Raw genomic sequence first — 12,363 nt, 5'->3', positions numbered from 1 at the left:
TTTTTATCTCCTAAATTTATTAGTTAAGTTGCTTTTTTGATTTCATATTTCTAATGAAATTTACTCCGCGAAGTGCAAATATGCCTAAGTTGCCTAAATATGAATTTGGAATGAGATAATGATACCTATCTTCCTTCTTTCCCCCAAACTCTTCCTTAAATCTATTAACATTTTTAAGCTCCTCAAGCTTTGAATATCCACCCCAATCATAGGTACTGTATCCAAGTTCCTTGAACCTACACATATCTTCCCAATGCAGTAATCTATTTGCATCTCCTATAAGATTTTTGTCTGCAGCTTGATCTTTGTTTCTATAAAGAGACGCAAGATATAGCCCTCTAGCAATTTGTCCATTAACTATAAATGAATGATATCCCATATTATCTCCGTCATGAGTGGCAGTGCTTAACACTAACATATTAGCTTTACAATAAGCTTGTAATTTATCTTTTTTTAGCTTACCTTTCATATTTTTAGAAATCAAAAATTGATGATGTGCTTCAATAAACTCATCAAGTATTTCTAGTTGCGCTAAAAGATCAGTTGAGGAATAAAATTTAGTAACTACACCTTTTTTTTTAGCTTTTCTAATTTTAGTTCTTGTATCACTTTTAAATTTTGAAAATAATTCTTCTGTGGAAAGAGTAAGATCATTTACAAGAGTTTGTGCCTTTCTTACTATAATATTACTTTTTACATCAATAATAGGTTCCTTCAAATCATGATAAGAAAGTATATCGCATTTTAGCTTTTCTGTTGATTCAACTTGGAACCAATACTCTGCTAAATTAAGAAATTTATCCTTATAGGTAATCTTTTCCATCCTCTACTCCTTATATTTATAATACTTGATTTAGTAGTTCTTAATACATACATAAAAAAATAAAAAAATCTATTTAAGCACTTAATGATGGTGCTATTATCAATTAAAGCGGTAGCTTCATCAAAGGTAATTATATTTTCTACATTTTGTTTAATAAAATCTTCTAATATATGAAAATCATTATCATCCATCATATTTGTATGAAAGCAAAATGTATAGACTCCAAAGGGCATTTTTCTCGGTTTTGCACATAATTGAGGTACGAAAACTATACCTTCACTCATATAGGGATATAGTCCATAGCCATCTGTTACAGTATTTATCCCATTTTTTTTCAGCGCCTTTAGAGTATTATTATCAAAAGAGTGTCCAGGGGCCATAAAAGCTGATATTCTTAACCCCCGATCAACTAATATTTTTTTTCCATAATTTATTTTGCTATACTGCTCTTCTTCTTCAACTCCTGCGAATTCTGATCTAGGGTTTATGCCTAAGACACCTGATTCACAGGTTACATATCTATGCTCGTATCCATGAAGTGCAATTTGCCATCCATATTCACTATGAAGGTTTTTTATCAGCTTCCAAAATTCTTCTTCTTGCATTCTATTATCTAATTGCTTAAATTTAAAATCTTCATTTTTAGGAATAACTCCAATTAATGGCTTTATTCCATATTTATTTAATATTTCCGCCATTCTATTAAATTTTAGGTAGTCCATATCCCATGAAATGTCATCCAATCTAATAATATACTTCACTTTTTTCAAATCTATCTCCTCTTAATTACTATATTTGGGGTAATGTTATACTAAAGCGTGTTTAACTTTTAATAGAACTCGCGCCATGTTTAGCTATAAATTCATTGTTTTTATAATAGATTCATTTACTTTTTTCACATCATACTTTTCTTTACATATTCTTAAACTCTCTTTGCCCATTTTTTCAGCCTCTTCACTATTCTCTATCATCCAGAGCATTTTTTCTGCTAGTGTATTTACATCTTTTATAGGAACTAAAAATCCATTTACCCCGTGAATTACGGTTTCACGGCAGCCTGGAGCATCTGTGGTAATGATGGGGCGACCTGTTGCCATAGCTTCAAGGACACTTCTTGGTGTTCCTTCGCGATAGGAAGGTAATACATATACAAAGGACTTTGCTAAAAATGGACGAACATCATTTATTGCTCCTAGGTATTCAATACTCCCATCCTGAATATAGGGCTGTAAATCTTGAATTTTTATGGAGGAAGGATTGATATCAAACTGACCAATAATTTGGAATCTCGCCCTGGGATATACGCTTTTAACCTTTCTAGCAGCTTGTATATATTCTAATATGCCCTTATCACGTAGCACTCTCCCTATAAGAAGAAAGATTTGCTCCTTCGGCATTGGCATTGGAGCAAATATCTCCATATTAACCCCTGAGCCATTAACAATTTTTACATTACCTTTCCTCACCAAGCCTAGCTTTAAAAATTCTTTTGCATCGTCTTTGTTTTGAAAAAAAGTTTTTTTGCTTAGTCTAAGTGCCATTGCTATTATGGGGAAGGCCATGAGCTTAACAATAACGGACTTTATTCCTTTAGCTGTAAATAAGGTACCCGCGCCGTTTATCACACAGAAAATACTTTTTACTCTAGCTAACCAGGCTGAAATAGTGCAGGTTGTTATAAGCTTTATGCCATATATTAAAGCTAAATCAGCCTTTTCAGCTTTAATTTCTTTGCTTATTTTAAATAAAGATAATAACTCCTTAATCGGATTTATATTACTCTATCAATGCTGATTTGCTTGTAGTCACACCCTAATTTATTGTACTCGGTTACGAAATCTTCTGGTGGTTCCGGTCCCATTATTGTTAAATCATGACCTCCATCAATTATATTTTTTATAAGTTCGTATCTAAACTTTAATAGTTTATTGGCATAAGCAGAAATCAATAGGACTTTCATAGAAAATAAAACCCCATTCCGTTTATTTATCTTCCTTATTTGGGCTAACGCTAGTTCTATATACATTTTTTCTTGTAAAAATAATTGGTATGGTTGAGAAAAATATTTTTAGATCCATATTAAAAGAAATATTTTTAGAATAATACACATCATTATTTATCTTCTCTCGTATAGTTGATAAATTCCTATAATATGCTTGATTGTATCCAGTTATACCTGGGTGTACTTCAAGTAAAATCTTATCTTCTTCAGAATAAATCTCTAATGAATCTATAGGGTCTGGTCTTGGACCAATAAAGCTCATATCATCCTTTATGATATTAATCAATTGAGGGATTTCATCTAAGCTGGTCTTCCTTAAAAATTTGCCAACTCTTGTTTGTCTTGGGTCATCTTCAGCATTAAAAGTGGAACCGTCTTCTAATCTCCAATCAGGTGCATTTACCTTCATGGAGCGAAATTTTATCATTTTAAATGTCTTGCCATGTTTACCAAGTCTTTCACCACAATAAAAAACAGGACCCTTATCATCTAATTTTATTGCTACACCAATGAAAAATAGTAATATTAAGAAAAAGGGCATTAATACCAAAGCAAGTACCAAATCTAATAATCTCTTTATAAACCTTCTATATAATTGCATCTTTCCTCCACTGCTATTTAATGCTCTCTTTAAGCGTGCTGATCACATATTCTACTTCCTCATTCTTCAATAGAGTATGAAGGGGTAAAGTAATCTCATTCTTATACATGTCAAAAGCGTTAGGATAATCTTTTATGTCAAAACCTAGTGTCTTATATGCTGTATGCATAGGCAGCGGTTTGTAATGAACATTAGTTGAAATATTCTTCTTAGCCATTTTTTCTATAACCCTATCTCTATAAGCTTCATCTTTGCCTATTAACCTTACAAGGTACAAATGACCACTGGATGAAAAATTAGTACCATAATGCTTCAAAGCATCTATTTCATTACTTAATAGTGCTTTATCATAAATTTCTATGATTTCTTTTCTTCTTTTTAAAATATGAGGATATCTTTCCAATTGGGCTAATCCTAAAGCCGCCATAATATCTGTTAAGTTACACTTATAACCAGGATAAACAATATCATATTCCCAAGCACCTAGCTTTATTTTTTCTAATGCATCTTTAGACTGCCCATGAAGAGATAGTAGCATAAACCTTTTATATACCTCTTCATGATCAAAACTATTAATACCTCTCCAAGTAACCGCTCCCCCCTCAGCAGTGGTTAGGTTTTTTACTGCATGAAAGGAGAAGCATGTAAAATCAGCCACCTGTCCACTTTGCTTTCCCTTATAAATAGCCCCAAAGGAATGAGCCGCATCGGCTAATACTATAACCCTACCAAAGGCTTTCTGTAAATCATTGGATGGATTAAAGAGCTTTTGTTTCCTATTAACTATTTCAAATATCCTGTCATAGTCACACATCACCCCTGCAATATCTACAGGAATAATGGCCTTTGTTTTTTCCGTTATAGCTCCTTCTAATTGATCATAATCCATATGAAAAGAATCTTTAGCTGTATCAATAATAACAATTTTTGCACCTACATGATAAATAACACTGGCAGAGGCCGAATAGGTATAAGCGCAGGTTATCACCTCATCGCCCTCGCCTATTCCTAAAAGCCTAAGAGTCATTTCCATAGCAGCAGTGGCTGAGTTAAGACATACTGCCTTTGGAGTATTCACATATTCTGCTATTTTATTTTCAAATAGCTTTGTTTTAGGGCCCGTGGTAATCCATCCTGATTTTAAAGTATCAACAACTTCGTTAATCTCAATTTCCGAAATATCCGGCGGGGAAAATGCTACATTCATGCTATCACCCTTTCAATCTATAAAGATAATACCTTTCTAATTCTTTACAAAGAGTTCTTACATCAAAGCCTGCTTGAGAAATAAGTTCATAAGTGTTACTTCTTCTGTAATCAACTTTTTCTAAAACTTTATTTGCCCAATATAGTGCATTCCTCTTAAGGTTTATAAATTCTACTAGCTCTGTTATCTTTACCTCTTCAGTAATTGCACTTGAAATAACACAAGGTATTCCAGCTGCTTGAGCTTCAATAACTGCCCCTGGAAGCCCTTCATAAAATGAAGGAAATAAAAACACATCAAACACTTGATAATAATCTGCTACATTGCTCACACTGCCAATAAACAGTACGCTTTTATCTAATCCCAAAGAATTAACTAAATCCTGAGCTTCCTTCTTTAATTCTCCATCTCCTACAAGAATAAGCAGAGCATCTTCTCTTTGCTTTTTAATCTCTAAAAACACAGAAATTAAAAAACTATGATTTTTAGGATAGGAAAACCTCCCTACATGACCCACTACAAATTTATTGGTAAGCCCTAGCTTGTCACGCCATAGCTGTCGAGCTTCTTCGTTATAGGTGAACTTTATTACGTCAATAGCGTTATTAATAATCTTCACTTTTCCGGTCTTTAAAGCCCTACTGCCAAAAAGCCATTTACCAGCTAATTTTGAGCAAGCAAAGTAATCAGTGGCATATTTTTTTAGAAATAGCTTAGAAATATATCGAATAGGCAGTCTCCAATCCAGTTTAGCACCAGCTGTTCTTGAATGAGCGATTCTAATGGGTACTTTAGCCTCCCTAGCTGCTTTTAATACTAGGGTGCTCATAGCACTAAGTTGGCAATGAACAATTTTATACTCTCTATGCTCTTTAAAAAATCTCCTAAGCTGCGCCTTGTACTTAAAATAATTTTTAGGATGCATAGAGCAAATTTTATATATGCTACCACCCATGGATAAGATTTCATCATCATAGTCACCTTTCTCCTGCCTATGACATAAAAAATCAAAGGTAACCTTAGATTTATCTATGGCACGATAAATATCCATTACCCTGCTTTCCATGCCTCCCCTATCCATTTGGGTAACTACCATTAAAACTTTAATAGGCTCAGCCATCTACAAATTCTCCCTATACCATGCTAGAGCCTCTTCGATTCCTGTATTAAAATCCCATTTTGGTTTATATCCAAGCACTTTTTTTCCTTTAGTAATGTCAGCATTACTATGCTTTATATCACCTTTTCTTTCCTCACCATGGATAGGCTTTATATCTTTACCTAATAATTTGCACAGCTTATTATATAGTTCCAACAAAGTTGTTTGTCCTCCATAGGCAACATTAAAAGCTTCTCCCAAGGCTTCCTTCGGTGCTGTGCAGGATTTTAAATTTGCTTCTATTACATTTTCTATATAAGTGAAATCTCTTGACTGCAGTCCATCCCCATGAATTAGGGGTGCTTCATCTTTTAATAAAGCTTTTATAAACTTAGGAATAACTGCTGCATAGTAGGAATAAGGGTCTTGCTTCTTTCCAAAAACATTAAAGTATCTAAGTCCCACGGTTTCTAATCCATACAAATCGTAAAAGTTTTTAGCATAAAGCTCATTAACTTTTTTAGTTATAGCGTAAGGAGATAAAAGTCGGCCTTCTCGTCCTTCAACTTTTGGTAAATTAGGTTCATCACCGTATACAGAAGATGAGGATGCATAGACAAATCTCTTAACTTTATTATCTCTGGCTGCTATCATCATATTTAATGTGCCTTTGATATTTATCTCCTCATATACTAAGGGCATTTCAATGGATCTAGGCACTGACCCAAAGGCAGCCTGGTGCAGCACGTAATCTATTCCTTCACAAGCTTTACTGCAAGTTTCTAGCTCTCTAATATCCCCTTCAATAAATTCAAAATTAGGATTATTCATAAACTCTGCTATATTTTCAAATTTTCCTGTAGAAAAATTATCTAAAGCTCTTACAAAATACTCTTTTTTAAGCAATGCCTCTACTAAATTAGAGCCAATAAACCCAGCCGCGCCAGTAACCAAGAACTTTGTTCCTTTTTTAAAAACCACATCTCCATATCCCATAATTAAAGCCTCCAATATAAAAATCCATTTTTCACAGCTTCTTCTTTACGAAATATGCCTTTTACATCAATCAATACCGGTTTATCATTACAATGCATATTTTTTATAATATCTAAATCCATAGAGACAAAAGCGTCATGAGCCACAGCAAATATCACTGCATCAATGTCCTTTATATTATCTACGTCCTCTAATATAAGTCTATATTCATCCCATACCAACTCTTTGTCTGCTATGGGATCTACTACCTTAACTTCAATTCCGTACTCTTCTAATTCTCTTATTATGTCAACTACTTTAGAATTTCTTACATCCGGACAATTTTCCTTAAAAGTAATGCCCATTATAACTACCTTAGCACCCTTAATCTGTCTATCTGATTTTATTAAATTCTTTAGGGTGCACTCAGCCACATACTTGCCCATACCATCGTTTATTCTTCTCCCAGCTAGTATTACTTGAGAATGATAACCTAGCTGTTGAGCTTTATAGGTCAAGTAATAGGGATCTACACCTATACAATGTCCTCCCACTAATCCAGGATAGAATTTTAAAAAATTCCATTTAGTTCCCGATGCTTCTAACACCGATTTTGTATCAATTCCCATTTTATTAAATATTATAGACAGCTCATTCATGAATGCGATGTTTATATCCCTTTGAGAATTTTCAATAACCTTTGCAGCCTCTGCTACTTTAATAGTAGAAGCTCTATAGACTCCTGCTTTAATTATTAATTCATATACCTTTGCTACTACATCAAGAGTTTCTTCATCCATTCCAGAGACTATCTTAATTATATTATCTACTGTATGCACTCTATCTCCTGGATTTATCCTCTCTGGAGAATAGGCTATTTTAAAATCCAATCCTGCCTTTAATCCTGATTGTTCTTCAAGTATGGGTAGGCATATATCTTCAGTAACCCCTGGATATACTGTAGATTCATAAACTACTATAGAACCTTTAGTTAAATTTCTTCCAACTATTTCACTAGCGCCTATTACAGGCTTTAAATTTGGTGTAGTATCCTCATTTATAGGAGTAGGTACCGCTACTATATGAAATTTGGCACTACGTAAATCCCTCTCTTCAGAGGTGAAATATACTCCACAACTTTTTAGCTTTTCACTGCCCACTTCATTAGTTAAATCTATTCCAGACTTATACTGTTCTATTTTGCTGCTATTGATGTCAAATCCAATTACATGGACTTTCTCTGAAAAGGCTACGGCTAAAGGCATACCTACATAGCCTAACCCCACCACAGATATTTTTTCTTTCCTATTTAAAATTTTTTCATATAAATCCATAGAGCCCCCCTAATAATCATTGCTAAATCTTCTATGTAACTTTCTGTCTAAGAAATTCAACACTCCATTATCATTCTATTAACGACACTTAAAAAGTGTTACATTAAAATTAAAAAAGAATAAGATTAAAATTTATAATATATTTCATAAAACCATTTTTATTTTCATATTTTTATGTAAAGAAATTTTAAGAAAAGCAGTATAAAAAATATGGAGGAAAAAGGATGAAAATAGTAATAACTCAACCTACATATCTCTCATGGATAGGGTATTATGGCTTGATTGATTTGGCTGACATCTTTGTGTTTTATGACGATGTGCAATTTGAAAGAAGAAGCTGGCAATGTAGGAATAAAATTATCAATTTAAATTCTAAAGAAGGATATCAATGGTTGACAGTACCTATAATTCATAATGGTCAACAAGAAAAGATAAATGAGGTTAACATTAACTATAGCCAGAAGTGGCAGGAAAATCATTGGAAAGCTATTTGTCATTCATATTGTAAAGCACCATATTTTAAAAAATATGCTGATCAAATAGAATGCATTTACAATAAAAAGTTTAATACAATATCAGAACTAAATATTTGTATTATTAAAGAAATATCAAAACTAATAGGAGTATCTTGTAATAATTTTATTTTATCTTCTGATATAAAAAATGTACAAGGATCTAAAACTGATAGGTTATTAAGTGTAATTGATAATTTAAATTTAGATAGCGAAAAACAATATATAAGCTCAGTCAAGGCAAAAGCCTATCTTGAAATTGAAAAATTTAAAAATCAAGGAATTGATGTTTATTGGTTTGATTATATACATCCCCAATATAATCAGATGAATACCTCTTTTATACCATACTTATCCATTCTTGATTTATTGTTTAATGAAGGAGATAATTCCTTAGATATTATTAGAAAAAATTTAATCGATTCTTTGCATTTACAATAATAAAAGAAATAACTAGTCACATATACAAGTATACTGACTAGTTATTTTATATTACTATTTAATCATAAATATCGTAATATTCTTCTCCCCAATATTTTTTAATAAATTCATCCCTACCTGATATTTTTCTATCATCTTTATACTCTTTGGGACTTTTCTTATAAAAATCTTGATGATATTCCTCTGCTTCATAAAATTTAGCCTCTGGAAGAATAGGCGTTACTATAGGATCAGGAAATCTTTTAGATTGATCTATAGCTTTTTTAGAAGCCTCTGCCTTTTGCTTTTGCTCCTCTGTAGTATAAAATATAGCTGTTCTATAAGAAGGCCCTCTATCTTGGAACTGCCCCCCGTCATCCGTTGGATCTACCTGCCTCCAATAAGCTTGAAGCAGCTTGTTATAATCTATAACCTTTGGATCGTAAATTATCCTTACTACTTCATAATGCCCAGAAATTTGTGACTTAACATCTTTATATGTAGGGTTTTCTATATGTCCACCTGTATATCCTGATTTTACTTCAACTATACCCTCTAATATGTCAAAAGGGGAAACCATACACCAAAAACATCCTCCTGCAAATATAGCAGTTTCATAGTTTTTTTCATTATCTACATCGTTCATCTCTCCAGCTCCTGTCCTTAGATTATCAAATATATATTCTTATTATAATCTATTCACTTAACCTCTTTCCACAAAAGAAATTTTTTACTAACTTCTTTATTATATTATTTTGCATGTACCACTTGTTATAATTTATAGATTTTACGCCTTTATTTACAGTATAATAAAAGTAATTCAATGAGAGTGAAAGGAGGCGCTGTTTTCTAACAGCTTTACTTATATGGAAGTACATGTATTTTTAAAAGGCTCAAAAGAACCCATTATCTATAAAGGTGATAGAATAGATGTTTTAGATTTTGAAATGGATGGGAATATGTATAAGCAGATAAGATATTTTAGAAAAGGCTTTAGCAAAAGTGAACTTGTGGAAGAAAAAATAATAACTAAAATAGTTAAAAAGCAAGATATGGAAACATATATTTAACATTAAATATTAAGGCCTATATGTTTAATTGAGTACTTATTACATATAGGCTATTTTATATATTCATACCTTTCATAATCAGTTATCCTTTGGATATTACTGCAGACTTAGTTTAGGTACATTATCTATTCTATTAATTTCACATAATATAAATAGTTCTCACCTGTACCTATTCTTATATACTTTTTTAAATCTTTATGATCCTTTGTTATAATTGTAACGGTTATATTAGCTTCCTTAACCATCATTGGTTCATTTGATAGCGGGGTCCAATAGACAAAACTATCTTTATTAGTATTGGCTTTTTTCCCTGCTTTAGTAACTCTGTAATCACTTCCCCATAGAATAAACTCTCCATAGTCAACTTCAAATTCAACATACTCAATATTCTCGCCACTGCACTTAAAAGGAAATCCCGGAACGCTACTCATGGCCGGAGTATATTTGCCAATACTGCTCTCTATATTTGGTTGCAAAGTAACTTCTGATTTTTTCCCAGAATCATCGGCAGCATATACTACAATAGAAAATTCATTAAGCCTTCCATTTAAATTTTTACTACTCTTACCACTTAAAAGCGTTGGAACCCCATTCATTAATCTAGGAATAAATTCTAAATTGATTATAATTATTACTAAGGCAACTGCAATTACAACCCTAAGGATGAGGCTTTTTCTTTCATCCTTTATATAAACATTATTATTTTGTCTTGTGTTTTTACTTACTACATTACTTAAAATTTCTTCTTTATTTAATAAATTTTCTTCAATAGCCCTTTTTATTACCTCACTCTTTTTCATAAAAGTCACTCCTCCTAAAACTCAAATTCTTCCCTAATATGTTTTAATCCACGATATAATCTGCTCTTTACCGTGGACTCATTTAGCTTTAATTCTTCTGCAATCTGAGATATTTTAAGATCATAAATAAAATATAAGGTGATAATTTTAAATGTTAATATATCTTGGTTTCTTAAATAACTCCAAACATTATCACAAAGCAGTTTATCATAGTTTATTTCCTCAGATAAAAATTCCAGCTCATAGTTTAAAAATTTATCTTCTTCCTTTGAGAATAAAGGGATATGTCTTTTAAGTCTTGTTAGAATGCTGTAATATTTAAACATTTCGTTCTTAGCTATCTTATATAAATATTTCTTAGGCTCTCTTATATTAACTCCTCGATTTAACGTATTATAATAATTAACATAAATATTTTGCACAATCTCTTGAATATCAGAAGAATTTTCACACCTTGACAGCACATATTTAACTATATCCTTATACGTATGCTCATAAAACTCCGTAAACATTTCATTTATTTCCCTGGTAGACATGCTGAACTCACCTCTCAATATATATGATAGACCAAGTACTTATTTAGTTTCACTAATTATTAAAATCTTCTATATTTTACTATAACATTTTTAGGATTATATCTATTAATTTTTAATTTTTAGACATTGACTAACTAACACTCGTTAGTTAAAATTATAATGAGGTGATAAAATGGAAATTAAACAAAATACAAAGGATAGAATTTTAGAGGAAGCTATAAATCTATTTAGCATAAAAGGTTATGATGGAGTTTCTATTAGAGATATATCAAAGGCAGTTGGAATTAAAGAGAGTTCAATTTATAATCATTTTTCTTCTAAGGAGGAAATATTAGATACCATAATTAATAATTTCATAACTGCTGTAGGCAATACAATTTTTGATATACACTCTATTTCTTCACTAATAGAAGGCAGAAAGCTAAGAGAAGTTTTAGAATGCTTAAGCCTAGAATTTAATAAAAAAATCACTTCACAAATATATAAATCGTGGAAAATAATTTATATGGAGCAATTTAAAAATAAAAGTGCCAGAGACTTTGTTCTTAATGAGATAATGAAAAGAACAAGAATCTTTTACAAAGCACTATTTAAAGAAATGCAAGAAAAAGCATTATTAAAGGATACTAATGCAGAAATGTTAGGTGAGCTCTGCCATTACAGCTTCTTAATGCTTTCTTGGGAAAGAATGCTTGTAACCGCAGACAGTGGAGATACAAATGAAATTGATAAATCAAGAAAAGCTATCCTAGACTATCTATGCAATTATAAGGAGTGAAGTTTTAATGAAAAGGAGTAAATTGTTTCTATCTCTATCTGTTTTGTATTTTTTCGCAAGCTTTATAAATCTTTATTTTGCACTAAAAGATATAAGTATATATAAGAGTTGGTCCGATTCTGCACTCATACCTTTTTACAAATACTTTATGACAAATATATCATTAACCGCACTTAAGATAATAATGATTTTTATTTTTATGTATC

General features: G+C 31.6%; 15 protein-coding genes. 3 read left to right on the top strand and 12 right to left on the bottom strand.

All coding sequences use genetic code 11. From position 1 onward, the window contains the following. Positions 1 to 19 precede the first annotated feature (19 nt). The 9 genes from BN2665_RS23605 to BN2665_RS23560 all read right to left on the bottom strand — a co-directional run bounded on the left by BN2665_RS23605 (position 20) and on the right by BN2665_RS23560 (position 8,041). Positions 20 to 823, bottom strand: a complete 804-nt coding sequence (locus tag BN2665_RS23605) for a GNAT family N-acetyltransferase (protein WP_055669542.1) — start codon at positions 821 to 823, stop codon at positions 20 to 22. Further along, on the bottom strand, positions 784 to 1,584 hold the full coding sequence (locus BN2665_RS23600) for a DUF2334 domain-containing protein (protein ID WP_242866026.1): 801 nt from the start codon (positions 1,582 to 1,584) through the stop codon (positions 784 to 786). Before BN2665_RS23600 ends, BN2665_RS23605 begins: the two co-directional genes overlap by 40 nt. Positions 1,585 to 1,677: 93 nt before the next feature. Beyond that, entirely contained in the window at positions 1,678 to 2,448 is a 771-nt protein-coding gene (locus BN2665_RS23595) for a glycosyltransferase family 4 protein (protein ID WP_154675020.1), read from the bottom strand. Positions 2,449 to 2,594: 146 nt separating this feature from the next. Next, positions 2,595 to 2,783 carry a hypothetical protein gene (locus BN2665_RS23585; RefSeq protein ID WP_055669538.1) on the bottom strand — a complete coding sequence of 63 codons (189 nt, stop codon included), beginning with the start codon at positions 2,781 to 2,783 and terminating at the stop codon, positions 2,595 to 2,597. 22 nt (positions 2,784 to 2,805) lie between these two features. Then, positions 2,806 to 3,426 carry a sugar transferase gene (locus BN2665_RS23580; protein WP_055669537.1) on the bottom strand — a complete coding sequence of 207 codons (621 nt, stop codon included), beginning with the start codon at positions 3,424 to 3,426 and terminating at the stop codon, positions 2,806 to 2,808. A 13-nt stretch (positions 3,427 to 3,439) separates the two neighbouring features. Further along, positions 3,440 to 4,633, bottom strand: a complete 1,194-nt coding sequence (locus BN2665_RS23575; RefSeq protein ID WP_055669536.1) for a DegT/DnrJ/EryC1/StrS family aminotransferase — start codon at positions 4,631 to 4,633, stop codon at positions 3,440 to 3,442. A gap of 4 nt (positions 4,634 to 4,637) precedes the next feature. Continuing rightward, the gene (locus tag BN2665_RS23570) at positions 4,638 to 5,753 is read right to left on the bottom strand and encodes a glycosyltransferase family 1 protein (RefSeq protein WP_055669535.1); all 1,116 of its coding nucleotides are present in this window, start codon (positions 5,751 to 5,753) and stop codon (positions 4,638 to 4,640) included. Continuing rightward, entirely contained in the window at positions 5,754 to 6,728 is a 975-nt protein-coding gene (locus BN2665_RS23565) for an SDR family oxidoreductase (protein ID WP_055669534.1), read from the bottom strand. A gap of 2 nt (positions 6,729 to 6,730) precedes the next feature. Continuing rightward, positions 6,731 to 8,041 carry a nucleotide sugar dehydrogenase gene (locus BN2665_RS23560; protein WP_055669533.1) on the bottom strand — a complete coding sequence of 437 codons (1,311 nt, stop codon included), beginning with the start codon at positions 8,039 to 8,041 and terminating at the stop codon, positions 6,731 to 6,733. A 224-nt stretch (positions 8,042 to 8,265) separates the two neighbouring features. Between BN2665_RS23560 and BN2665_RS23555 the strand changes: the two genes are divergently transcribed. After that, positions 8,266 to 8,994, top strand: a complete 729-nt coding sequence (locus BN2665_RS23555; protein ID WP_055669532.1) for a WbqC family protein — start codon at positions 8,266 to 8,268, stop codon at positions 8,992 to 8,994. A gap of 58 nt (positions 8,995 to 9,052) precedes the next feature. On the opposite strand, the gene msrA is transcribed toward BN2665_RS23555, so the two are convergent. After that, a complete protein-coding gene (gene msrA, locus BN2665_RS23550; RefSeq protein ID WP_055669531.1) occupies positions 9,053 to 9,619 on the bottom strand; it encodes a peptide-methionine (S)-S-oxide reductase MsrA in 567 nt (188 codons plus the stop codon). A 220-nt stretch (positions 9,620 to 9,839) separates the two neighbouring features. On the opposite strand from msrA, the gene BN2665_RS23545 reads away from it, so the two are divergent. Next, complete coding sequence (locus BN2665_RS23545) at positions 9,840 to 10,043, top strand: hypothetical protein (protein ID WP_055669530.1); 204 nt, start codon at positions 9,840 to 9,842, stop codon at positions 10,041 to 10,043. Between the two features lie 125 nt (positions 10,044 to 10,168). Here the strand turns inward: BN2665_RS23545 and BN2665_RS23540 are convergent, their stop codons facing one another. After that, on the bottom strand, positions 10,169 to 10,843 hold the full coding sequence (locus BN2665_RS23540) for a hypothetical protein (protein WP_055669529.1): 675 nt from the start codon (positions 10,841 to 10,843) through the stop codon (positions 10,169 to 10,171). Positions 10,844 to 10,857: 14 nt separating this feature from the next. Continuing rightward, complete coding sequence (locus BN2665_RS23535; protein ID WP_055669528.1) at positions 10,858 to 11,379, bottom strand: RNA polymerase sigma factor; 522 nt, start codon at positions 11,377 to 11,379, stop codon at positions 10,858 to 10,860. A gap of 172 nt (positions 11,380 to 11,551) precedes the next feature. Here BN2665_RS23535 and BN2665_RS23530 point away from each other — a divergent pair, with 172 nt between their 5' ends. Beyond that, positions 11,552 to 12,157: a TetR/AcrR family transcriptional regulator gene (locus BN2665_RS23530; protein WP_055669527.1), complete on the top strand. Its 606-nt coding sequence runs from the start codon at positions 11,552 to 11,554 to the stop codon at positions 12,155 to 12,157. Positions 12,158 to 12,363 lie beyond the last annotated feature (206 nt).

This window comes from Desnuesiella massiliensis (genome assembly GCF_001403615.1).
Taxonomy (GTDB): domain Bacteria; phylum Bacillota; class Clostridia; order Clostridiales; family Clostridiaceae; genus Desnuesiella; species Desnuesiella massiliensis.
This window is presented reverse-complemented; position numbering and strand designations above follow the sequence as displayed.